This is a genomic window from Tropicimonas marinistellae (genome assembly GCF_001509585.1).
GTDB lineage: Bacteria > Pseudomonadota > Alphaproteobacteria > Rhodobacterales > Rhodobacteraceae > Tropicimonas > Tropicimonas marinistellae.
In genome coordinates this window covers 281,337-302,839 of sequence record NZ_LNCI01000004.1, presented here as the reverse complement: position 1 = coordinate 302,839, position 21,503 = coordinate 281,337, and the positions used below count along the sequence as shown (strand labels likewise).

At 63.0% G+C, this 21,503-nt stretch carries 21 protein-coding genes; 8 read left to right on the top strand and 13 right to left on the bottom strand.

Annotation, left to right across the window (positions count from 1 at the left end):
• Positions 1-75 precede the first annotated feature (75 nt).
• The 6 genes from pal (at position 76) to folD (ending at position 6,856) form a co-directional block, all read left to right on the top strand.
• Positions 76-591, top strand: coding sequence for a peptidoglycan-associated lipoprotein Pal (gene pal, locus ARC39_RS10280; RefSeq protein ID WP_068113982.1), 516 nt, complete (start codon positions 76-78; stop codon positions 589-591).
• A gap of 10 nt (positions 592-601) precedes the next feature.
• Entirely contained in the window at positions 602-1,426 is an 825-nt protein-coding gene (gene ybgF, locus ARC39_RS10275; RefSeq protein ID WP_068113979.1) for a tol-pal system protein YbgF, read from the top strand.
• Positions 1,427-1,493: 67 nt separating this feature from the next.
• Positions 1,494-2,732 (top strand): tRNA lysidine(34) synthetase TilS, encoded by a 1,239-nt coding sequence (gene tilS / locus ARC39_RS10270; RefSeq protein ID WP_078059188.1) that lies wholly within the window; start codon positions 1,494-1,496, stop codon positions 2,730-2,732.
• Between the two features lie 122 nt (positions 2,733-2,854).
• A complete protein-coding gene (gene ftsH, locus ARC39_RS10265) occupies positions 2,855-4,774 on the top strand; it encodes an ATP-dependent zinc metalloprotease FtsH (RefSeq protein ID WP_068113974.1) in 1,920 nt (639 codons plus the stop codon).
• A gap of 406 nt (positions 4,775-5,180) precedes the next feature.
• The gene (locus ARC39_RS10260; protein WP_068114456.1) at positions 5,181-5,765 is read left to right on the top strand and encodes an MOSC domain-containing protein; all 585 of its coding nucleotides are present in this window, start codon (positions 5,181-5,183) and stop codon (positions 5,763-5,765) included.
• A gap of 197 nt (positions 5,766-5,962) precedes the next feature.
• Positions 5,963-6,856, top strand: a complete 894-nt coding sequence (folD, locus tag ARC39_RS10255) for a bifunctional methylenetetrahydrofolate dehydrogenase/methenyltetrahydrofolate cyclohydrolase FolD (protein ID WP_068113971.1) — start codon at positions 5,963-5,965, stop codon at positions 6,854-6,856.
• Between the two features lie 93 nt (positions 6,857-6,949).
• Here folD and ARC39_RS10250 read toward each other — a convergent pair whose 3' ends face one another.
• The 4 genes from ARC39_RS10250 to panC form a co-directional block, all read right to left on the bottom strand.
• Positions 6,950-7,381 (bottom strand): PaaI family thioesterase, encoded by a 432-nt coding sequence (locus ARC39_RS10250; RefSeq protein ID WP_068113967.1) that lies wholly within the window; start codon positions 7,379-7,381, stop codon positions 6,950-6,952.
• A 177-nt stretch (positions 7,382-7,558) separates the two neighbouring features.
• Positions 7,559-8,221 carry a ligase-associated DNA damage response endonuclease PdeM gene (gene pdeM, locus ARC39_RS10245; RefSeq protein WP_068114454.1) on the bottom strand — a complete coding sequence of 221 codons (663 nt, stop codon included), beginning with the start codon at positions 8,219-8,221 and terminating at the stop codon, positions 7,559-7,561.
• A 58-nt stretch (positions 8,222-8,279) separates the two neighbouring features.
• Complete coding sequence (gene panB, locus ARC39_RS10240) at positions 8,280-9,089, bottom strand: 3-methyl-2-oxobutanoate hydroxymethyltransferase (RefSeq protein WP_068113964.1); 810 nt, start codon at positions 9,087-9,089, stop codon at positions 8,280-8,282.
• The gene (gene panC, locus ARC39_RS10235) at positions 9,086-9,931 is read right to left on the bottom strand and encodes a pantoate--beta-alanine ligase (RefSeq protein ID WP_068113962.1); all 846 of its coding nucleotides are present in this window, start codon (positions 9,929-9,931) and stop codon (positions 9,086-9,088) included. Before panC ends, panB begins: the two co-directional genes overlap by 4 nt.
• A gap of 240 nt (positions 9,932-10,171) precedes the next feature.
• Between panC and ARC39_RS10230 the strand changes: the two genes are divergently transcribed.
• A complete protein-coding gene (locus ARC39_RS10230; protein ID WP_068113960.1) occupies positions 10,172-12,661 on the top strand; it encodes a GcvT family protein in 2,490 nt (829 codons plus the stop codon).
• A 143-nt stretch (positions 12,662-12,804) separates the two neighbouring features.
• Here the strand turns inward: ARC39_RS10230 and ARC39_RS10225 are convergent, their stop codons facing one another.
• Both ARC39_RS10225 and ARC39_RS10220 read right to left on the bottom strand, forming a co-directional pair.
• Positions 12,805-13,149 carry a carboxymuconolactone decarboxylase family protein gene (locus ARC39_RS10225; protein ID WP_068113957.1) on the bottom strand — a complete coding sequence of 115 codons (345 nt, stop codon included), beginning with the start codon at positions 13,147-13,149 and terminating at the stop codon, positions 12,805-12,807.
• 256 nt (positions 13,150-13,405) lie between these two features.
• Positions 13,406-14,479 carry an NAD(P)/FAD-dependent oxidoreductase gene (locus tag ARC39_RS10220; protein WP_068114452.1) on the bottom strand — a complete coding sequence of 358 codons (1,074 nt, stop codon included), beginning with the start codon at positions 14,477-14,479 and terminating at the stop codon, positions 13,406-13,408.
• A 164-nt stretch (positions 14,480-14,643) separates the two neighbouring features.
• Between ARC39_RS10220 and ARC39_RS10215 the strand changes: the two genes are divergently transcribed.
• Positions 14,644-14,847 (top strand): CBS domain-containing protein, encoded by a 204-nt coding sequence (locus ARC39_RS10215; RefSeq protein ID WP_068113954.1) that lies wholly within the window; start codon positions 14,644-14,646, stop codon positions 14,845-14,847.
• Positions 14,848-15,147: 300 nt separating this feature from the next.
• Here ARC39_RS10215 and ARC39_RS10210 read toward each other — a convergent pair whose 3' ends face one another.
• The 7 genes from ARC39_RS10210 to ARC39_RS10180 form a co-directional block, all read right to left on the bottom strand.
• The gene (locus ARC39_RS10210; protein ID WP_068113952.1) at positions 15,148-15,471 is read right to left on the bottom strand and encodes an H-NS histone family protein; all 324 of its coding nucleotides are present in this window, start codon (positions 15,469-15,471) and stop codon (positions 15,148-15,150) included.
• A gap of 490 nt (positions 15,472-15,961) precedes the next feature.
• Positions 15,962-16,633, bottom strand: a complete 672-nt coding sequence (locus tag ARC39_RS10205; RefSeq protein WP_068113949.1) for a cysteine hydrolase family protein — start codon at positions 16,631-16,633, stop codon at positions 15,962-15,964.
• A gap of 14 nt (positions 16,634-16,647) precedes the next feature.
• A complete protein-coding gene (fabG, locus tag ARC39_RS10200) occupies positions 16,648-17,427 on the bottom strand; it encodes a 3-oxoacyl-ACP reductase FabG (RefSeq protein WP_068113947.1) in 780 nt (259 codons plus the stop codon).
• Positions 17,428-17,455: 28 nt separating this feature from the next.
• Positions 17,456-18,259, bottom strand: coding sequence for an ABC transporter permease (locus ARC39_RS10195; protein ID WP_068113945.1), 804 nt, complete (start codon positions 18,257-18,259; stop codon positions 17,456-17,458).
• Positions 18,259-19,113, bottom strand: a complete 855-nt coding sequence (locus ARC39_RS10190; RefSeq protein WP_068113943.1) for an ABC transporter permease — start codon at positions 19,111-19,113, stop codon at positions 18,259-18,261. Before ARC39_RS10190 ends, ARC39_RS10195 begins: the two co-directional genes overlap by 1 nt.
• A gap of 2 nt (positions 19,114-19,115) precedes the next feature.
• Positions 19,116-20,165, bottom strand: a complete 1,050-nt coding sequence (locus tag ARC39_RS10185) for an ABC transporter ATP-binding protein (RefSeq protein ID WP_068113941.1) — start codon at positions 20,163-20,165, stop codon at positions 19,116-19,118.
• Between the two features lie 72 nt (positions 20,166-20,237).
• Positions 20,238-21,371: an ABC transporter substrate-binding protein gene (locus ARC39_RS10180; RefSeq protein WP_068113938.1), complete on the bottom strand. Its 1,134-nt coding sequence runs from the start codon at positions 21,369-21,371 to the stop codon at positions 20,238-20,240.
• Positions 21,372-21,503: the final 132 nt, after the last annotated feature.

Genomic DNA, 21,503 nt, shown 5'->3' with positions numbered 1-21,503 from the left:
AGCTGGGCGTTTCCAATGGCTTTCGGGGGTGCTAGGAACAGCCTGAGGCAACAAGGCAGTCATGGAGCGAAACACATGGCCCACGCAGTCGTCACGGCAGCACTTCTGATCGGTGCAATCGGGCTGAGTGCCTGCACCAACGCCAATCGGTTCGGCTCCGGTTCGGACCCCTATGGTGCGGGCGCATCCGGCGCCGTGACCCCCGGCAGCGCGTCCGATCCGACATCGCCGGCCTACTTTCAGGCCGCCGTTGGCGACCGTGTGCTGTTCCCCGTGGATCAGTCCAGCCTGACAGCTGCGGCGCAATCGACATTGGACGGGCAGGCGGCCTGGATGGCGAGCAACACGGCTTACAATGCCACGATCGAAGGCCACGCCGACGAGCAGGGCACCCGCGAATACAACCTTGCGCTTGGCGCGCGGCGAGCCAACGCCGTCCAGGAGTACCTGATTTCCCGCGGTGTTGCGGGTACGCGCCTGAAGACTGTGAGCTACGGCAAGGAGCGGCCCATCGAGATTTGTTCGGAAGAAGCCTGTTACGCCCAGAACCGCCGTGCGGTGACGGTGCTGCAGGCCGGCCTCGGAAGCTGAGGAGACCCTCATGCGCCTGACCGTGTTGGCAGCCGCTGTCGCGGTGTTGCTCCCTATCGCGGGAAACGCCCAGGACCGGAGCGAGACTCTTGCCGATATTCGGCAAGAGCTTTCGGTGCTCTATGTGGAGTTGCAGACGCTCAAGCGCGAACTTTCCACGACCGGATCGGTCAATGTGCCGGCGCCCTCTGCCTCGCTGATTGACCGGGTGGATGTCATCGAATCGGAATTGCAGAGACTGACGGCGAAGTCCGAAGAGTTGGAATTCCGTATCGACAGGATCGTGAGCGACGGAACGAATCGCGTGGGAGATCTCGAGTTCCGCCTGTGTGAACTGGAGACCGGCTGCGATGTCGCATCGCTTGGCGATACGCCGACGCTTGGTGGTGGTACCTTGCCGGAGGCGCCAGCGGCGGCGCTGCCACCGCCCGACAACGGGTCGGCGCAACTCGCGATGGGAGAACGGGCCGACTTCGACCGGGCGAAGGAGGCGCTCGATCAGGGGAGCTTTCGTAGCGCCGCGGACCTCTTTGCGACCTTCACCGAGGCCTATCCGGCCGGGCCGCTGACGGCGCCGGCGCATTACTTCCAGGGCGATGCGCTGACGGAATTGGGAGAGATCGCCCCGGCAGCGCGGGCCTATCTGAACGCGTTTTCCGCCGATCCTGCCGGGGCCGAAGCGCCCCAGGCGTTGTTGCGTCTTGGCCAGAGCCTCGGGCAACTGGGCCAATCCAACGAGGCCTGCATCACCCTTGGGGAAGTCGGAAGCCGGTTTCCCGGAAGCGATGCTGCGGCGCAGGCCGAAACGGCGCGCTCGGGTCTGGGATGCCTCTAGAGGTCGATTTCGGCGGATCGTCGGGGGTCGCCGCCGATCTGCGCTGTTGTGAATCCACCTCGCACGAATGACGCCGGAAGACGCCCTCTCCGATAGGCTGGCGTCGCTGTTGCCTCGACCTCTGCCGCGCCGGATGGGGATTGCGGTTTCTGGTGGAAGCGATTCCACGGCGCTGATGCATCTCACGGCAGATTGGGCTGCACGCGCCGGGGTCGATCTGGAGGCGGCGACCGTCGATCACGGGCTCCGACAGGCGGCGGCGGCGGAAGCGGCGCAGGTCGCAGACGATGCCGCCGCGCTTGGCCTGCGGCATGAGACCCTTCTTTGGCGCGGCTGGGACGGTCAGGGAAACTTGCAGGACAGGGCCCGACGCGCCCGCTACGGCCTGCTGGGTGACTGGGCGCAAAGGCGCGGATTGCAGGCGGTTCTTTTAGGGCACACGCAGGACGACAATGCGGAATGCCTCGTGCTTGGTCTGGCGCGGGGGGCGGGGCTCGATGGGCTCTCGGGAATGCGCCCGGTCTTCGATCAGGGCGGCGTGTGCTTTGCCCGGCCACTTCTCGGTGTTTCTCGCGCCGCCTTGCGAGAGTGGTTGCAGGCAAACAGCATCGGCTGGATTGACGACCCCTCCAATGAGGACGACCGATTTGCGCGCGTTCGCGTTCGGGAGGCGATGGACCTGCTGGGAACGCTTGGTGTGACGCGGGCAGCGCTGGCGCGATCGGCGGACAATCTGTGGCGTAGCCGGGAGGGCTTGCAGGAGATCCTGCGGACGACGGTTCGGAGGCACTGCCGCACTGAGGGCGGCGATGTGATCATGGCGCCCGGGGTGTTCGAGACGCAGCCGGAAGACCTTGCACGCCGGATGCTCGTCGCGGCACTCTGCTGGGTTTCCGGGGCGCGATACGCCCCACGGGCGGAGAAGCTGGCGCATTTGATGCGCGACAGCGCATCGCGGCGCGCTGGCATGACGCTGCATGGCTGCTTGGTCCGGGAACGCGGCGAAGGTCTGCGCATCGGGCGGGAACCGGAGGCTGCCGCGCGCGCGAAGCCAGCGTTGCCGGGGGAATTATGGGATGGGCGCTGGCGCGTATCCGGCCCGTTCACGAACGGCATGGATATCCGATGCCTTGGCGAAACGGGGCTGAACGCCGTGCCGGGCTGGCGCAACGCCGGCCTGCCGCGGAGCACGTGCCTCTCCGGCCCCGCAGTTTGGAACGGCGACCACCTCGTTGCCGCACCTCTCGTGGATGCAGAATGCCCGTTCCAGGCGGCGCCGGAAACCGATTTCGTGGACGTGCAATGAGACCATCGGCAGGATGTTATCGGCCACCCACCGGTTATCGCGTTGAACCTCGCGCCCGATCCACTATTTTAGAGGGAACCGGCCGGCACTTGCTGCGGGCTTGAGTGAGGAGACTTACCCCCGTGGGAAATGCCCGTAACATCGCATTCTGGGTCGTGCTGTTTCTGCTGATCCTCGCCCTGTTCAATCTGTTCAGCGGCGGCCAGAGCACCATGTCGGCCCGTCCTTTGAGCTATTCGGAGTTCGTACAACAGGTTGAAGACGGTACGGTTTCGTCCGTCACAATCGACGGTGAACGCGTCCGCATTCGCGGAACCGACGGTTCCACGAGTTCCACCATTCTTCCCGACGGTGCCGACATTACCGACCGGCTGATCGCCGAGGGTGTGGAAGTGACCGCCGAGCCGCAACAGCAGAACGGCTTGCTGGCCTATATCGGCACGCTGCTGCCGTTCATCATCCTGATCGGCATCTGGATCTTCCTGATGAACCGGATGCAGGGCGGCGGACGCGGCGGCGCGATGGGCTTCGGAAAGTCCAAGGCGAAGCTGCTGACGGAGAAATCCGGCCGCGTGACCTTTGACGATGTCGCAGGCATCGACGAGGCCAAGGAAGAGCTGGAGGAGATCGTCGAATTCCTCCGCAATCCGCAGAAGTTCTCCCGCCTTGGCGGCAAGATCCCGAAAGGCGCGCTGCTGGTCGGACCACCGGGTACCGGTAAGACGCTTCTGGCGCGCGCCATCGCTGGCGAAGCAGGCGTGCCGTTCTTCACCATTTCCGGTTCCGACTTCGTCGAGATGTTCGTAGGCGTCGGCGCCTCCCGTGTGCGCGACATGTTCGAACAAGCGAAGAAGAACGCGCCCTGTATCGTGTTCATTGACGAGATCGACGCCGTGGGCCGTTCGCGTGGCGTCGGCTATGGCGGTGGCAATGACGAACGCGAGCAGACGCTGAACCAGCTGCTCGTGGAGATGGACGGCTTCGAGGCGAACGAGGGTATCATCATCGTCGCGGCCACCAACCGCCCTGACGTGCTCGATCCTGCGCTCCTCCGCCCCGGCCGTTTCGACCGCCAGGTGCAGGTGCCGAACCCGGACATCAAGGGCCGCGAGAAGATCCTCGGCGTGCATGCCCGGAAGGTTCCGCTCGGCCCGGACGTGGACCTGCGCATCATTGCGCGCGGGACACCCGGCTTCTCCGGGGCCGACCTTGCCAACCTCGTGAATGAATCCGCCCTGATGGCGGCCCGGATCGGTCGGCGTTTCGTGACGATGGAGGATTTCGAGAACGCCAAGGACAAGGTCATGATGGGCGCGGAGCGCCGGTCCATGGTCATGACCGAGGACGAAAAGAAACTGACCGCCTATCACGAAGCCGGTCATGCCATCGTCGGGCTCAACGTGCCGCAGCACGATCCGATCCACAAGGCGACGATCATTCCGCGCGGCCGTGCGCTTGGTCTTGTTCTGTCGCTGCCCGAGCGCGACCAGCTCTCGGTGACGTATACCAAGTATAAGTCCAAGATCGCCATGGCGATGGGCGGCAAGGTGGCCGAGGAGCTGATTTTCGGCAAGGAGAACGTCACCTCTGGCGCTGCGTCCGACATCCAGCAGGTGACGAAAATCGCGCGCGCGATGGTGACGCAGTTTGGTATGTCCGACGGACTCGGCAATATCGACTACGCCAATGAACAGCAGTCCTACCTTGGCAACTACCAGGCGGCGGCCAATGCCTCCCCGGAGACGCAGGAACGGATTGACGAGGAGGTGCGCCGCCTCGTGGACGAGGGCTACGAGCGGGCCAAGCAGATCCTGACGGAGAAATCGCAGGATCTTGAGAACCTTGCCCAGGGCCTGCTTGAGTACGAGACCCTGACCGGACCTGAGATCCAGAAGGTGATCAACGGCGAGCCTCTCAACCGTGGGGATGACGACGACACGCCGCTCGACAGCGGCAACGCTCCCTCGATCACGGCGATTCCCAAGACGAAATCAAAGACGCCGAAAGCCGATCCCGGCCTGGAACCTGACCCCACAGCGTGATGCGTGAGGATTGACGCGTTGAAAGCCCCGGAGCCGATGCCAGGCCCCGGGGCTTTCTTTTGCGGCCGGCGCAGTACGGCGCGCACGGATACCGGGCGCTTCTTGCGTGGCGCCGGTTCCCTGCCAGTGTGGTTTGCAACAGCCCGGGGTGCGCGCGATCACGCAATCCGCAGAGGTACGGTCGGTTCTCGAACATCTTGCACCCGGAGAAGCGGTAAGGGCTGTTTCCGCGCCCGACGACACGTTGGCAGCAGACTGGCGGGTCGCGGCCGACGGCGGGCCGGTCCGACCTTCGCGGCGCGTTTGCGGGGGGGTGAATGCCCCTGGCCGGTCGGGGTGGCTTGCCAACTCCGGTTCGGCTGGTCATCGTGCCGCCGAAACCGAAACAATTGCGCGGGTTGTCCCAATGCCAGCACTGAAACCCACCGGTCTCACCGGAACGATCACCTGGCTCGGCCGTGTCGCCGACCGTTCAGTGGCCCTTCGCTCCAGTGCGGCCGAGAGCCTTGTTGCGACGTTCGCTGGAATCGAAGGCGAGGCGCACGGCGGGCTCACACGCGCCTCATGCTCACGGGTGACCGCACAATACCCTCGTGGGACGGAGATTCGGAACACGCGGCAGATCAGCATCGCGTCTGCCGAAGAACTGGCCGCAGTCGCGGCGGAGATTGGCATCGACCGCTTCGACCCGGCCTGGATAGGGGCGGGAATGGTCGTTTCGGGGCTGCCCGATTTCACGCATATCCCGCCCTCGTCTCGGCTGCAGGCGGATTCGGGAGCGACTCTCACCGTGGACATGGAAAACCGGCCCTGTACCTTGCCGGTGCCCGAGATTGACGCGGACAAACCGGGGCGGGGTGCGGCGTTCAAGGCGGCTGCGAAGGGGCGCCGCGGTGTCACGGCCTGGGTCGAACGCGAGGGTGTTCTGCGCCTTGGTGACAGCCTGACTCTTCACATCCCCGACCAGCGCGCCTGGGCTTCGGGCAGGTAAGTCGACGGATCGTTTCTGACTTGCGACGGAGGTTTCCGATCCGTCAACCTCGGGTTCCCTTCGATAGCCTTCGCCGCAAGGCAACGTCTCGACGGTCGAGATCCGGGGTTGTTCACCGGCGGCAGACGCGTATGTCTGCGACTTCGACAACCCGCGCCGCAGGTGCCGGGACCGGGCGCTAGGAAGGAGTGCGAGGGATGACGGCACAGATTATCGACGGCAAGGCATTCTCGGCCAGGATACGGGAAAAGGTGGCGCAGGAAGTCGCACGTCTGAAATCCGATGCAGGGCTGACGCCCGGGCTTGCGGTGGTGCTCGTCGGGGAGGATCCGGCCAGCCAGGTCTACGTTCGCAACAAGGGTCGGCAGACCAAGGAAGCCGGGATGCTGTCGGTCGAACACCGCTTGCCGGAGAACACGACGCAGTCAGCGCTGGTGGAGTTGATCGGTCGCTTGAATGGCGATCCGGACATTCACGGCATTCTGGTGCAACTGCCACTGCCGGACCACATGGATTCCGACGCGGTGATCAACGCGATCGATCCGGGCAAGGATGTGGACGGCTTTCATATTTCGAATGTCGGGTTGTTGGGAACGGGCCAGAAGGCGATGGTTCCCTGCACGCCGCTCGGCTGCCTTTTGATGTTGCGGGACTACCACGGCTCGCTATCGGGGCTCGAAGCGGTCGTGGTGGGGCGCTCGAACATCGTCGGCAAGCCAATGGCACAGCTGCTTTTGGGCGAGAATTGCACCGTTACCCTGGCACACAGCCGCACGCGCGACCTGCCAGAAGTCGTGCGACGGGCCGATATCGTGGTGGCGGCCGTCGGTCGCCCGCAGATGGTTCCCGGGGATTGGATCAAGCCGGGGGCGACGGTGATCGACGTGGGGATCAACCGGGTCCCGCGGGATGACGGTAAGTCGCGCCTCGTGGGCGACGTGGACTTCGGGACCGCCGCCGAGGTGGCCGGTGCCATTACACCTGTCCCTGGCGGCGTCGGGCCGATGACCATTGCCTGCCTGCTTGCAAACACGGTCACCGCCTGCTGCCGGGCAAACGGCCTGCCGGAGCCAGAGGGGCTGACCGTCTGAGACAGGGGGCGGGCGGCTCCCGCCGGACCGCTCCCCCCATTCGGGGGGCCGGTCCGTTGGGCCGGGCGCGCGCTGCCGCGCGCGCAGCCCGGATCAGCCGGCTGTGACCGGGATCATCGTGCCCTGCAGAATTGCAACCGCCCGCGCGGCGCCATCTTGGAGGGCCGAGACCTCGGCCTTGACGACCACGATCCTGCGTCCGGCCTTGACGACATGCCCGGTGGCCACCAGCCGGTCGCCGGCCGCCGGCGCCAGCAGGTTGATCTTGATCTCGACCGTTAGTACTTCCGCCTCCGCGGGCATCACCGTAAGGGCGGCGTACCCAGCGGCAGAATCTCCGAGAGCGAATGTCAAACCGGCATGGGCGTAGCCGTGCTGCTGAAGCGCCGTCGCGAGGATCGGAGCCGCAATCTCCACGCGTCCGGCCTCGACACGAAGGAGCTCGGCGCCGAACGTGTGCATCAGGCTTTGGGCGGCGAAGCTCTTTCGCACCTTTTCGGCGACTTCTGGCGAGACCTCTCCCATATCTTTCTTCCATCTCGATGATTGCATCGCATCCGCCGGTCAGTGTTCGCCAACCGGGCCCGGCTGTCCATACCGAACCCCGCCGGAGGCGCCGCGCATGATATGCGCGGCTTCGCCCAACGGGTGCGGTTGCATCTGCGGATGCAGACGGACCGGGCGGGAGGACCACGCTGCCGGTCAGGTCAGTGGAAGGGAAACCGGGGTTGGTCCAGTCATTATCGCACAAGCGCCGGGTAGCAGAAGGGCGCGGAGTTCCGGTGCGGCGGCATCCATGCCGCCGGTGAATGTGCCGAATGCCGGAAGTATCAGCCGGTGTCCGTCAGTCAGAAAACACGGGCGCCGCACGCGCCGCCCCCCTGCGCGGACCGACGCCTTCGGGTGGTAATGCCCGGAGACCTCCCCCGGGGCCGCTGTACGCGCGGCTTCGTGCCGGAAGCGGAGGGGCGCGTGTGCAAGTTCCGCAAGGTTGCGCCCGCCAAGGTCGAGCGGACCGGGGTCGTGATTGCCCGCGATCCAGATCCAGTCCCGCCCCGCCATCAAACGAGCGAGCCATAGCCGCAGGTCCTCCTCGAAGGCGTCCGCCGCATTGAGGTCATCGAAACTGTCGCCCAGGCAGACGACGGCGGCCGGATCGTGCCGGGATATTTCTGCGTCAAGGCGCTGTAGCGTGTCGCGGCTGTCATAGGGTGGCAGCAGCCCACCTCCACGCCGCGCGATCCGTTCGGATTTTCCCAGGTGCAGATCCGACACGCACAGCAAGTGCCGTTCCGGCCACCAGAGCGCGCCGGAGGGCAGGGCCCAGAGGTCCGCACCGGCGAGTTCGAAGCGAATTCCATTCATGGTTTGTTCTATGCGTGCATCGTCGGCAGTTGCAAGGGCGCCGCGTCGTGTTTCCACGTCAGCGATACGTCTCCGCGTCGCTTGGGAAGGCGCGTGCCCGGACCTCCTCGGCGTAGCCCCGCACCGCGTTTTCGATGCGCTCGCCGAGATCCCCGTAGACCTTCACGAATTTCGGGGGCTGTGGGTTCAGCCCCAACATGTCCTCGAGCACGAGAATCTGCCCGTCGCATTCGGCGCTTGCACCAATGCCGATCGTGGGAATTGGTACCGCGTGCGTGAGCCTGGCCGCCAGCGGCTCGACCATTCCTTCCAGGACCATGGCGAATGCTCCGGCGTCGGCCACGGCCGTCGCGTCGGCCTCGTGAGCCGGCCAGCTCGCCTCGTCTCGTCCCTGCGTCTTGAACCCGCCAAGGACGTGGCTCGACTGAGGGGTCAGCCCGATATGGGCCATCACGGGGATGCCGCGCTCTGTGAGGAAGCGGATCGTGTCCGCCATCCGCGCGCCGCCTTCCAGCTTCACCGCACCGCAGCCGGTTTCCTGCATGATCCGCGCGGCGTTCCGGAAGGCAGCGCCAGGGCTCTCCTCATAGGAACCGAAGGGCATGTCGACGACCACCAGCGCCTTCCGAGTGCCGCGCACCACGGCGCGGCCGTGGGTGATCATCATCTCGACGGTCACGCCAAGCGTGCTGTCCATTCCGTGCATCACCATGCCGAGACTGTCGCCCACCAGGATGAAATCCGCATGGCGGTCCACGATGGCGGCGGTGTGGGCGTTGTAGGACGTGAGCGAGACGATCGGCGTGCCACCCTTGCGCGCGGCAATCTGTGGCACTGTCGTACGCCGGAGGGATGTCTGCGTGCTCACGGCGACACCTCGCGCTGGTCGATCAGAAGGATTCCGCCGAATTCCGCTGACAGCATCAATGCCAGGGGGCCCGATGGTTTTCCGGATGCCGGGCTCAGTGTGAGTGCCTCGGTGACATCGACAGCACGAAGGGCGGCGCGGGGTTCCGCCACGATCATATCGGTGACGGTGGATGCGATCTCCTCCACCGTTGCGCCCGCGGTGGCCAGTTCCTCGGCACGGTCGAGCGACCGGCTTAGCACGAGTGCCGCCTGGCGATCTTCCGGCGTCAACCGGACGTTGCGCGAACTGAGCGCAAGGCCGTCGGGCTCGCGCACCGTCGGGCAGCCAACGATGCGGATCGGGAAATGCAGGTCGCGCACCATTTGCCGGATCACCTGCAATTGCTGGTAGTCCTTCTCGCCAAAACAGGCCACGTCGGGTTGGACGAGGTTGAAGAGCTTGGCCACGACCGTCGCCACACCCCGAAAATGCCCTTCGCGCACCTCCCCGTGCAGGACATTGGCGAGCCGCATGGTCTCGACAATGGTTTCGGCGCCCTCGGGGTAGATGTCTTCCACGGACGGGAGGAACACCGCTTCCACATTGGCCGCCTCCAGCATCTCAAGATCATGCGCCACGTCGCGTGGGTAGCTTTCCAGGTCCTGCGGGTCGCCGAACTGGGTGGGATTCACGAAGATCGAGACGATCACGCGCTTTGCTTCGCTTGCGGCGCGGTCGATCAGCGACATGTGGCCGGCATGCAGATAGCCCATAGTGGGCACAAAGGCGACACTGAGGCCTTGCTTTCGCAGCCATTTCAGGTGGCTGCGCAACTCGGAGGGCGTTCGGCAGATATCCATGATCGGAGTGCCTAACAATTCGACACTCTCAGCGCAAACTGCGTTTTCCGCATTTGGACCGGTCAATGGTCATCGAGCCGGGCCATCCGCCCCTTGGGCGCGGTGCAGAGCATTCGGAGGCGCGCCGGCCCACGGTCGTGCGACGTCGCTTTCTGTCACCCAAGGGTCGGGTCGGTATGGCGTTTTGCCGGTCGGGTACGCTTAACTCGGTGCAGCATCTTCGTACCAGGAATCCGGCCCATGAAAACGCACGTGAAAGCCCTAGTCGTCGGTGGCGGCGCTGTCGGCACCGCAATTGCCTATCATCTCGGGAAAGCCGGCTGGGAGACGATGCTGCTGGAACGGGACGAACTGACCTGCGGGTCCACGTGGCACGCAGCCGGTTTGCTGCCGCTCTTCAACATGTCATTTGCCACGTCGCACATCCATGATTACTCCGTGAAGTTCTACAAGACGCTGGAGGAAGAAACCGGCCTCAACCCGGGCTTCTCGGTGGTGGGCAACCTTCGGATGGCACAGAGCCAGGCGCGGATGGACGAGTACATGCTCTACGCCTCAACGGCCGAGACGGTGGGCATCCCCTACGAGTGGCTGAGCCCGGCGCAGATCAAGGAACGCTGGCCGCTGGTACGAACCGAGGACTTGATCGGCGCGCTCTTCCACCCGACCGACGGCTATATCAACCCAGCCGACGTCACCATGGCCATGGCCAAGGGGGCACGTCAGTTCGGCGTCGCCATCGAGCGCAAGTGGCAGGTGGACGGTTACGAATGGACCGGCTCGGAATGGCGCGTGACCTGCACCAAGATGGCCGAGAAGGGCGGCAATCTTGTTCCGACCGACGAACAGGTGGTGATCACCGCCGAGCATGTCGTCACCGCGACCGGCAACCACGCGCAGCGCACGGCGCGACTGCTGGGGATCAAGATGCCGGCGATCCCGGTGGAGCATCAGTTCATCGTGACGGAGCCGGACCCGGCGTTGCTGGCCTATCGCGAAGGCGGTGGAGCGGAACACCCCGTGCTGCGCGATGCCGACGCCAAATGGTATGTCCGCGAGGAGCGTGGCGGCTGGATTCTCGGCCCCTATGAGCAGGGCGCCCCGGCGCGGTTCAAATACGCCGTCCCCGACAGTTTCCGCGCCGACCTTTTCCAGCTCGATCTGGATCGGATCGAGGAAGAATACATGTCGATGATCCACCGTATTCCGTCTTCGGAGACGGTGGGCCTGAAGGACGATTTCAACGGCCCGATATGCTACACGCCGGACGGCAACCCACTCGTCGGCCCGGCGCCGGGGCTGCGCAACATGTGGCTCGCCGAGGGGTTCTCCTTCGGGATCACCGCCGCCGGTGGCACCGGCTATTACCTTGCGCAGATGATGGTCGAGGGGGAGGCGGAGATCGACACGGCCGCGCTCGATCCCAAACGCTACGGGCCATGGATGACGACCGAATATGCCGTGCAGAAGAACGAGGAATGCTATTCCCACGTATATATCCTGCACCACCCGGACGAGGAGCGTGAAGCAGCACGCCCACTTCGGACGTCTCCTGCCTATGACCGGCAGAAGGGGGCTGGCGCGCAATTCGGGCAAGTCAACGGTTGGGAGCGGCCGAATTATTACGCACCCGAAGGCTTCGACGATCATGGCAGCCGTAGCTTCCGGCGCGGCGGTTGGTGGCAATTCGCAATGGAAGAGGCGACGGCGATCCGCAATGACGTGGGGCTGATCGATGCAACGGCCTTTACCAAGCATATCGTCAAGGGGCCCGGTGCGACGGCCTTCCTCGACTGGTTCACCACCAACACGCTGCCGAAGATCGGACGGATCAACCTGACCTACGCGCTGACGGATGCCGGAACGACGCGAACGGAATACACGATCGTACGGCTGGCGGAGGATAGCTACTATCTGGTGTCGGCCGGTGCGTGGTCGGCCTACGATCAGGATTTCTTGCAGAAGGCCATCGAGGACAAGGAGGCCGAGTTCGGCCGGATCGAATTGCAGGACGTGACGACGCAATGGGGCGTCTTCGCCATTGCCGGACCCAAATCGCGCGACGTTCTGAACGGTCTTGTACGGGATGCCGAACCGGAGGCGGTTCTATCAAACAAGCGTTTCCCGTGGCTTTCGATGCGCAATATCGAGCTTGGCATGGTGCCGACCATGGCCGTGCGTGTCGCCTATACCGGCGAATTGGGATGGGAATTGCACCATCCGATCGAGATGCAGAACCACCTCTGGGACCGTCTGGTGGACGCAGGAGCGCCGCACGGGTTGAAACTCGTCGGTGCGCGGGCCCAGAATTGGCTTCGGCAGGAGAAGTCCTACCGCGCATTCGGCACCGAACTCGGGCGCGATGCAACACCGCTGGAGGCGGGGCTGGACCGTTTCGTCGACCTGTCCAAGGACTTCCATGGCAAGGCGGCGATGGAGCGAACCGGCATCCGCAGCATGTGTGTGACGGTGCTGGTGGACGGACCGGAAGACGCCGACCCCTGGGGACGTGAGGCGCTCTACGTCGGGGACGAAAAGGTCGGGCGGCTCACATCGGGCGGCTATTCCGTCGCGTTCGGTAAATCCATCGGCATGGGCTATGTGCGGCCCGATCTCGCGGCACCCGGAACACACCTCAAGGTGAAAATGTTCGACCGGCTGTGGGATGCCGTCGTAACCGAAGACAGCCCCTACGACCCGAAAAACGCCACGATCCGAAAGGACGGGTAGCGGGGGCTCCCGCCCGGCACCAATGCATCGAAGATGCACTTTCGCCGGTTGGGCCGGGCCGCGCGCGTTACGCGCGGCAGCCAGCTCCGATGCCGGTACGCGACGAAATCAGCATGCTTCTCCGTGTGCTGCGGGCAGTGGGTTCAGGCTTTCTCGCCGATCAGCTGATCCCAGGCTGCGAGCGCTTTGGAGGCGTACATCAGCGCCGGGCCTCCGCCCATCTGGACCGAAACCCCGAGCACATCGGCAAGCTCCTCCCGCGTTCCGCCGTGTTTTGCCAGCGCCTTGATGTGAAAGCCGATGCATGGCTCGCAACGCAGGCCGATGGCGATGCCGAGTGCGATCAGTTCCTTGGTCTTTTGATCGACGCCCGTGCCCGCACTGGCGCCTTTTTCCAGAGCGCCGAACCCTTTCATCATGTCGGGGTGCGTCTTGTGCATCTCCCGCAGATTGCCCTTCATGTCGTCGAGATACTCGTTCCAGTCCATCGCTGGTCTTCCCAATCTTTGGTTCGGTGGTGCGTGCCAATCACGCCCATCCCGGGCGGCCTTGCCGCGCCTGCGGGGAGGATCCGAAGGCAACGGGTTCGGGCGGTCCGAACCCGGTATCGAATACGAATGCGAAAATCACAATACGAACGACCGTCGCAGCTCTCCGTTCAACAGAGTATGCGGGTTGAGACGAGTCGTTGCCAACAGCAGATCGAGTGCAAAGTGTCGTGCGCTTGGCGCGGTCGTCGCGGGGTTAGCTACGGAAACGCGACGGGGACAAGGCTTGAACGACGTCCGGCGTGAGTTCCGCCGGCCGGCCATCGGCGAGATCCGCCAACAGGCGCGACGCGGCCGGCGCGGTTTGAAACCCGTAGCCTCCCTGGCCGGCGCACCACAGGAAGGTGGGGTCCGCTGGGTCCGGTCCGATCACGAGCGCCCGGTCCGGCGCGAAACTGCGCAGGCCGGCCCAGGTTGTCTCGACGCGGGTGACGGGCTCTGTCACGAATGCCTCGTAGCGGGCCAGCCCCTCGGCAATCACCATATCGTCTGCCCAGGCATCGTGGGCGCTTGCGGGGTCTTCCTCGGCCGGAGATACGAGCCAGGCGCCCGCATCGGGCTTCGCGTACCAGCGCTCGGACACCTCATCGACAAATGGCCAGCCCGTGACGTCCAAACCGCCCGGGGCTGGCAGGCGCGCCATTGAGCGCCGGTAAGGGCAAATGCCGGGGCTGGCGATCCCGGCCATGGACGCGATCCGATCGGCCCAGGCGCCGGCCGCATTGACGATGGACCGTGCCGTGAACGTCTCCGTCCCGGCGGTGATTTCCCACCCACGCGCGATGCGCCGCAGAGACGTCACTTCGCAGCGAGACCGGATTTCGGCACCATTCCCACGGGCCGTTCGCAGGAAATACTGGAGAAGCCGATCGGTATCGAGATCGAAGACCTCCTCGAGATAGGCGGCACGATTGCAGACTGCCGTATCGAGGATTGGCCAGAGCGCCACGGCCTCTGCAACGGTAATCGGCGCCGCGCCCAGAGAATTGTGGGACGCCGCAACGAGACTTTCGTCGCCCGCGCCGGCCACGACCAGCAAACCCCGTGGCGACAAGACGTCCGCGACCCGATGTATGGCTGCGCTGGCAGCATTCAGGGCGCGCACGGGAGCGTTTCCATAGGTTTGCAGGAACATGGCCGCAGAACGGCCCGACGCGTGGTAGCCGAGCATCGGTTCTGTCTCGAACAACGTCACGCTGCCCATCTCAGCAAGAGCCGCCGCGGCCGAAACGCCGGCAATGCCGCCACCAATTACTGCAAAGTCAATCATGCCGAACATCTGGCAGCAGATGGAATAGAATGGAAGCGCCTTGCATCGCAAGACAGCATAATTCTGCCGCTACATGCGTCATCATGATCCCGTTGCGCGTGGTCATATTCATTGAGACGTTAATTTCTTGCGAAAGCAGAAATTGACTATCGGAAGATCGCCGAATGCTCGAAGCGACGCAGGCGCCAGCGGGGAGGCGACCGGGCTTGGTTCGGGCTTTGTGCGATTGGCTGAAGGACGCCGATATTGCCGCCTTGCCGGTGATGGAAGGCAATCTGCTCGTATGTGTCATTTCTGATCGCGACGTGATCCGTCATGCGGCGATCAGCGTTTCCCCGCCGCCCAAACGCGCGTTGGACGGGTTCTGACACGGTTCCTCGAAAACCGTAGACAGCCGTTCCTGACTGGCGCGGGCGTGGCAGACAGCCTATCGCGCCAAGGGTCCGGTCAGAATGCTAGAAGGTTGGTCGCCGCACGCGATACGCTGAGAAAAAGCAAATGCCGGATAGACCGGCCCCAGGCCATTGCAACTTACGCCTATGAAAACGCGGGGAAATCTGGCATCTCGCGTTTCCGTCGATGGGCGTGCAAACCTGCCCCAGCCCCAGATGAGCCCACTACCGAACTTCTTCGCGAAATCGCGATGTCGGGTATTGGTGGCTGACGGATCAGATCGCGAGTTCGTCCAGTGATTGCCCCGACGCCATTGCTCTCTTGATCCAGCCCGGTTGACGGCCGCGACCGCTCCATGTCACGTCCGGGTTCTCGGGATGCCGATACTTCGGAGGGTTCTTGCCGCGTCTGGCTGCTTTCGGACCACTCTTGAGGTCCAATTCCTGAAGCGAGAATCCGTATTCCTGAGCCGTGGCCGTGATCGCTTCCAGCGCTTCTTTGCGTTTTCGAGTTTCGAAGTCGGCTATCGCGCTATCAACGTCTTGACGGAGTTTCTTCAACTCCGACAGTGATAAATTCCCGAGATCTATTTCCATCATGTCACATCCACCATTTATTCCTTAATTATATAGTTCATTACGAAAACGTCAATTAGGTAGGAGAACCTAGCGTAAACTTGGAGGCTGGCTTCGAGATGCGACTCAACGTTTTCGCGGTAGGTCATATTGATGCCTCGTCGAGATATTCATTAAGAAACCGCTCGCATTTCAGAGGATGCGTACGGGAAGAATGTGAATACGCCGGTAGCCTGCCTTCCAGAGGCGACCATCGGTTGGGGTGGGAGGAATAATGAAACATGCACGCTTGCGCGACAAGAGGCGTCTCATACTGAAGGGCGCGGCCCCACGCATTTTGGGGCGTGTCGGTGGGCGTGCCCGGAGATGCGGTGCTGGTCGCATCGGAAGGGCCGTGGCACGGTTTGACCGGCACGTTGTTCCGCTAACTTTATGCGAGTTGAACCTTCCCGGTCGCGCCCTTTCTCGACTTTCGGTATGTGAAAGTCCGCTGTACCTGGCGCTGAGGGCGCGCTCAGTCCCTTAGAAAGCCGACAACGTCACTCTTCGAAACTACGTGGCAGTAGATCATGTTAATGATTTCGAGCTCGTGCCGATGCAGGGCGTCCGTCGCGGCCGCGCAGCAATCCTCGACAACCAACACGTCGAAACTCTCGTCGGCGAGGCTGCGTACGCTCGAAGAAATGCACTGGTCGGTGAAGATTCCCGCAACGATGACGTTCTTGATTCCCATGTTTCGCAGGATCAGGCGTAGATTCGTGCCGGTGAGCGCACTGTCCGTTGTCTTGAGAACGGTGATTTCGTCTTCTCTCGGTGCCACCGCTTGCACGATCTGGCTGTCCTCCCGATCCTTTGGCAGCAGTAGATAGTTGAACCCGGGTTTCTTCTGGCTTAGGGAACGGTCGCGTCCGTCAATCTTGTGGCAGGCAATCCGCGCGTGAATGACCTCTACGCCGTTCGCCCGTGCCCAGCCCTGCAAGTCCGCGGTATTCGGGATAACAACCTTTTCCATTCGTTCAAAGAAGGGAGCCCACCGCGCAGCTTCTGCCGGGTCTTCTGGGCGTTCCAGGTAAGTGTTCTGAATGTCGATCACCAAGAGCGCGGTTTCATCCGCGACAAGGTTGATATCCTCCGGTTCTTCCGCTGTTTCATAGTAGAAGGACCGGAAGGCGGTCTTCCAGTTCATTGCAGCCTCCACGATCAGATCTCGTCGATTGCTTCGAGGCTCTCCGGCAGGATCTGACCGCCGTCGACCACGATTTCCTGGCCGGTGATGTAGCCGGCCTCGTCGGAGGCAAAGAACAGCGCCGCATTGCCGATATCTTCCACCGCTCCGAGCCGCTTCAGGGGAATCGAGGCCGCCATCGTCTTCAGGTAGTCCTCACCCAGATCCTGCAAGCCTTCCGTGAATATGTTGCCGGGCATCACGGCGTTGATCGTGGTGTTGTAGCGCGACAGTTCCATCGCGGCGGTCTTGAGAAAGCCGAGCTGCCCCGACTTCGATGCACCATAGTGTGACCAGCCGGGAAAGCCGGTAACCGGACCGGTAATGGAGGAGGTCAATACAACACGCCCCTTTCCCGCGGCTTCGAAGGCAGGAATACAGGCTTTGACACACAGAAAGCTGCTCTTGAGGTTCACCGCCATCACGTGATCCCAATCGTCCGGCGACATGTCGACCATCTTCATCTGCGGAAAGATACCGGCGTTGGCACAGAGGATGTCCACGGCACCGAATGCGTCTGTTGTCGCCGCGACCATGGACTGCACGCTGTCCCAGTCCGCCACGTCGCAGGAGATTGCCTCGGCCGTCCCTCCCTTGGCCACGATGTCGGAGGCAGCGGCTTCGGCAGCCTCAATGCCGCGCGCGGCGATCATCACCTTGGCGCCCTGTGCGGCAAAGACCTGTGCGATGCCCTTGCCGATCCCCTTGGACCCGCCAGTCACGATCACGCTCTTGCCGGAAATGGATGTCAGCATTTGCCTGTCCTCTTGTCGATCTTGGATGTCATGAGCGCATCTTGCGCAGGCTGCGTAGCAGCCACGGGGCCGTCAGCCCCAAGGCCAGCAGCACAGCGGATGCCGCCACCGAAAGCATGCCCACGGTGGGCACGAGTGGCGAATAGCCGGAAACCATCTTGGCGTAGAGCCATTCCGGAAGGGTCGAATCGGCGCCTGTCGTGAAGAGCGAGAGCGGGAAATTGCCCCAGCTCAGCAAGAAAGCGAAAAGCCCGGCCGAGACAACACCCGGCATCAACAGCGGAATAGTGACCTCCCGCAGCGTTTCCCAGGTATTCGCTCCCATGTCGCGCGCGGCTTCTTCCAGCGCCGGGTCGAAGCTATAGGCGCGGATGGCGATGACCAGTGTTGCAATCGGGGCGATCCACACGAGATGCGCCACGACCGCCGTCTTCCAGCTCGGGATCACGCCGATCGCGTTGAACCACATCAGGAGCGCCAGCCCCAGTACCGTCTGCGGAAAGAAGATCGGGAGCAGGATGAGCTTCTGGAATAACTTGCGGTAGCGCCACTGGTACCGCGCGAAAGCAAGCGCTCCAAAGAAACCCATCACCATGGCAAGTAGGGTCACGATCCCGGCCACCTTGAGGGACAGGAAAAGCAGGTCTCGCACGGTATCGCTTTCCACGGCCTTTCCGTACCAGTCGGTTGAGTACTTCCGGATCGGGAACGATAGGTACCTTGCCTTTGAAACCGAGGCGAAACCGACCGAGACAAGGGGCAGATAGAGGAAGGCGAGAACCAGAATGCCGTAGAAAACGAGTGCTGCGTGGGCGAATTTGCCGGTCTTCATCAACGCCTCCGCCCGATCATTGCGTCGAGATCCGCCTTCGCGATGCCCCATATCGCGATGCCTCCGACGATGGCGATGAGAACCATGGCCAGCGCCGCGCCCAGCGGCCAGTTCTGGCCATAGGTAAAGGCCGTTTCCACCTCGTCGGCGATCACGATCACCGCCTGTCCGCCCAGCAACTTGCTTTCCGCAATCGCGCCGGCCGACAACACGAAGCAGAGCAGGCTTCCGACAACGATGCCGGGCGAGGCAAGTGGCAACTCGATCTCGCGGAGTATCTGCCAGCGGGTCGCGCCGAGGTCGTAGGCGGCCTGACGCGCATCGTCCGGTACCATGGAGATGCCCTGTGCGAGGGGGAAGAGCATGAATGGCAGGTAGACGTAGACGAGCCCGAAGATGATGATTGGCACGTTGTAGAGGAGACCGTCGTAGCCGACGCCGGTCCAGTGACGGATGTACCCCTCGATCAACCCGCCTTTCATCAACGTCAGAACCCAGCCGAAAAGGCGGATATTCTCCGAGACAAACAGCGTCATCACCACACCGATTGTCAGTACCAGCGTGAAGCCGCGGAATACCTTCGCCATCGCGAAGGCCAGCGGCCAGCAGAGGACGAAGAGGATCAGGGTGGCGGCAAGGGCCATCCCCAACGACCATGCCACCGAACGCCAGTAACCCTGGGTGAGGAACTCGCCATAGGCCGAGAAATCCGGCATGTTTGCGAGGCTGAAGACCTTTGGCGGCATGACCGAGAAGGCGGCGACCAGAAGGATCGGCGCGAGGAAGCTCAGAGCGAGGAATGCCGAAACCGGCAAGGAATAGAGCAGGCCCAACCGGCGTTCGCGTCCGCGCATGCTCAAGCCTCCGCGATCAGGTGACAGGCACTGGCGCCGCACCCGATGCGAACGGGGGTGCCGGGGCCGCCGTCGATCCCGTTTTCGCGTAACACTTCGACAGTCACGGATTTGTCGCCTGCGGTCGTGATCGCGTATTGAATGCGCGACCCCAACAGATACTCGGCTGTGACAGTGCCGGAGACCGCAACCTCCGCCGCTTCCTCCGGAGCAAGGATGCGGAGGCTTTCGGGGCGTATCATCAGCGTGCCTTGTTGTCCCGAGAACTGGCCTGCGGCACGTCCGGACAGCGTGAGATCTCCGGCATTTGCGGAAACATCGAACAAGTTCACTTCGCCCATGAACTCTGCGACGAAGGTACTGGACGGGCGGGCGTAGATTTCCGCGCCTGGCGCGATCTGCTCGAACCGCCCGGCACGCATGATCGCGATGCGGTCCGACATGACCATCGCCTCCTCAAGCGAATGGGTGATATAGACGAAGGTCTTGCCTGTGCGCAGATGTAGCTCGCGCAACTCCTTCTCCAGCGTCTTGCGAAGCCGATAGTCGAGCGCCGAGAGCGGTTCGTCGAAAAACAGGATCTCCGGATCGAAGGCCAGCGCGCGGGCGAGCGCCACACGTTGGCGCTCGCCGCCCGAACATTGGTCGATCCGCTTGCCGTAGTAGTCCTCGGGGAGCCGCAACAGCGCCAACAGTTCCAGAGCGCGTGCCTTGCGTTCTGCGGCCGGTACTTTTCGGAGTTTCAGCGGAAACTCGATATTCTGCCCCACCGTGCGGTGGGGAAAGAGCGCCAGAGATTGGAACACCATGCAGGTCGGGCGCTTGTTCGCGGGAACCTCGTCGATACGCTGATCCCGCAGCCATATTGCGCCGTCGCTTGGTTCCTCCATGCCAACCATCAGTCGGATCAACGTTGTTTTGCCACATCCCGACGGGCCGACGATGGCAAGGAACTCACCGTCGTGAACGTTCAGGTCGATGGCATGTAGCGCGGTGAAGTCGTCAAAGGTCTTTGTCAGCGCGTTGATGCGCAGGATCGGCATGTCGCCCATGTCGGTCGTCGTCTTCCTTGTGGGAGGGCGGCACCGCGGTCATGCGGAGCCGCTGTTCGCAGTGTCGGGGAGTCAGCCGCGTTTGGCGGCGGTGTAGATCTGCATCAGTTTGTCGTAGTCGGCGACAACATCGTATTCGACGGAGTTGGCCATCTCTTCTTCGAGGCTGTCCCACTGGATTGCGTCGAGTTCATCGGCGTCCCAAAGCTTCGCGACCTCCGGGTCGCCCATCTGAGCAACGGGGTTGTAGGTGCCTTCGGCGAAACCCACGGCCTTGCAAATCTCCGGGGCCTGGACGAATTCGAGGAAATCCTCGGCCAATGGCGATGGATCGGGGTTGTTGACCAGCGAGGTCAGTTCGATCCAGACCACGCCGCCCTTGCCGCCCACCGGGCCCGATTTCGGAGTGACGCCGCGGATATTCGTCATACCGTCGAGACGTGCGGGGCTGGCGGTGTACGTTCCGCCGGTGAAATATGCGTCGATCTCGCCATTGATGAGGGCGGTGTTCATTGCCACCAGATCGTCGGTGAGCAGTTTGGCGCCACCGAAGATCTGTTCGGCAATGCCTGTGAAGGTCTCGAAACCTGCGTCGTCCAGTGGCTCGAACGGGTTCAGATCCCCCGTCAGGCACATGTGAATCAGGTTCCAGTTGTCATAGGTCAGTACGCCGTAGCGATCCTTCATCGCTGGGTCGAGGAAGAGCTTCCAGCCTTGGTCTTCGGCCATTTCGCGGCTGATCTTGTCGGTATTGACGACGAAGGAGAACGGACCGTAGCGCTGTGGCATGCCGATCAGGTCGTCGTTGTCAGCGAATGCGAGCGGGTAGGGCGCTGCGAATTCGGGGGCCATCTTCTCGAAGTAGGGCATGAACCGCTCTTTCGTGAGCGGCTTGATCAAACCTTCGGGGAGAAGCTGTCCACGCGCCCAGGGTTGGTTCAGGTTAATCAGGTCCCAGACATTCACTTCCCCAGCACGCAGTTTGTTGATCATGTCCGGATCTGACGTGCCGCTCTCGGCACGAACGGTTGCCCCAGCGTTCATCTTGCGGAACGGACTAAGCACGTCGTCGGTGTTGTAGCCCTCCCAGCACAGGATATTCAGTTCGCTGTCGCGCGCCGCAATGGCGCGGCGGGCCGGAAGTACTGTGGAAGCACCCGCAAGCGCGGCGAGCCCCGTTGTGAATGTTCGGCGTGTCAGGGTCATGTTGGTTTCTCCATCTCGCTGTTGGGGCCGCGCCGGTGCGTCGGTCAGGCGTGGACCGGTCTGCTTGGGGCGCGTGGAGCGCCAATTCCGGAATCATGATGCTAGATTTGTGAATCTTCGCAAGTAAAATGT

Excerpts from the sequence above, each read along its gene's own strand:
- pal (WP_068113982.1), top strand. The coding sequence starts at position 76 with ATGGCCCACGCAGTCGTCACGGCAGCACTTCTGATCGGTGCAATCGGG.
- ybgF (WP_068113979.1), top strand. The coding sequence starts at position 602 with ATGCGCCTGACCGTGTTGGCAGCCGCTGTCGCGGTGTTGCTCCCTATC.
- tilS (WP_078059188.1), top strand. The coding sequence starts at position 1,494 with ATGACGCCGGAAGACGCCCTCTCCGATAGGCTGGCGTCGCTGTTGCCT.
- ARC39_RS10260 (WP_068114456.1), top strand. The coding sequence starts at position 5,181 with ATGCCAGCACTGAAACCCACCGGTCTCACCGGAACGATCACCTGGCTC.
- folD (WP_068113971.1), top strand. The coding sequence starts at position 5,963 with ATGACGGCACAGATTATCGACGGCAAGGCATTCTCGGCCAGGATACGG.
- ARC39_RS10250 (WP_068113967.1), bottom strand. The coding sequence starts at position 7,381 with ATGGGAGAGGTCTCGCCAGAAGTCGCCGAAAAGGTGCGAAAGAGCTTC.
- pdeM (WP_068114454.1), bottom strand. The coding sequence starts at position 8,221 with ATGAATGGAATTCGCTTCGAACTCGCCGGTGCGGACCTCTGGGCCCTG.
- panC (WP_068113962.1), bottom strand. The coding sequence starts at position 9,931 with ATGGATATCTGCCGAACGCCCTCCGAGTTGCGCAGCCACCTGAAATGG.
- ARC39_RS10230 (WP_068113960.1), top strand. The coding sequence starts at position 10,172 with ATGAAAACGCACGTGAAAGCCCTAGTCGTCGGTGGCGGCGCTGTCGGC.
- ARC39_RS10225 (WP_068113957.1), bottom strand. The coding sequence starts at position 13,149 with ATGGACTGGAACGAGTATCTCGACGACATGAAGGGCAATCTGCGGGAG.
- ARC39_RS10220 (WP_068114452.1), bottom strand. The coding sequence starts at position 14,479 with ATGATTGACTTTGCAGTAATTGGTGGCGGCATTGCCGGCGTTTCGGCC.
- ARC39_RS10215 (WP_068113954.1), top strand. The coding sequence starts at position 14,644 with ATGCTCGAAGCGACGCAGGCGCCAGCGGGGAGGCGACCGGGCTTGGTT.
- ARC39_RS10210 (WP_068113952.1), bottom strand. The coding sequence starts at position 15,471 with ATGATGGAAATAGATCTCGGGAATTTATCACTGTCGGAGTTGAAGAAA.
- ARC39_RS10205 (WP_068113949.1), bottom strand. The coding sequence starts at position 16,633 with ATGAACTGGAAGACCGCCTTCCGGTCCTTCTACTATGAAACAGCGGAA.
- fabG (WP_068113947.1), bottom strand. The coding sequence starts at position 17,427 with ATGCTGACATCCATTTCCGGCAAGAGCGTGATCGTGACTGGCGGGTCC.
- ARC39_RS10195 (WP_068113945.1), bottom strand. The coding sequence starts at position 18,259 with ATGAAGACCGGCAAATTCGCCCACGCAGCACTCGTTTTCTACGGCATT.
- ARC39_RS10190 (WP_068113943.1), bottom strand. The coding sequence starts at position 19,113 with ATGCGCGGACGCGAACGCCGGTTGGGCCTGCTCTATTCCTTGCCGGTT.
- ARC39_RS10185 (WP_068113941.1), bottom strand. The coding sequence starts at position 20,165 with ATGGGCGACATGCCGATCCTGCGCATCAACGCGCTGACAAAGACCTTT.
- ARC39_RS10180 (WP_068113938.1), bottom strand. The coding sequence starts at position 21,371 with ATGACCCTGACACGCCGAACATTCACAACGGGGCTCGCCGCGCTTGCG.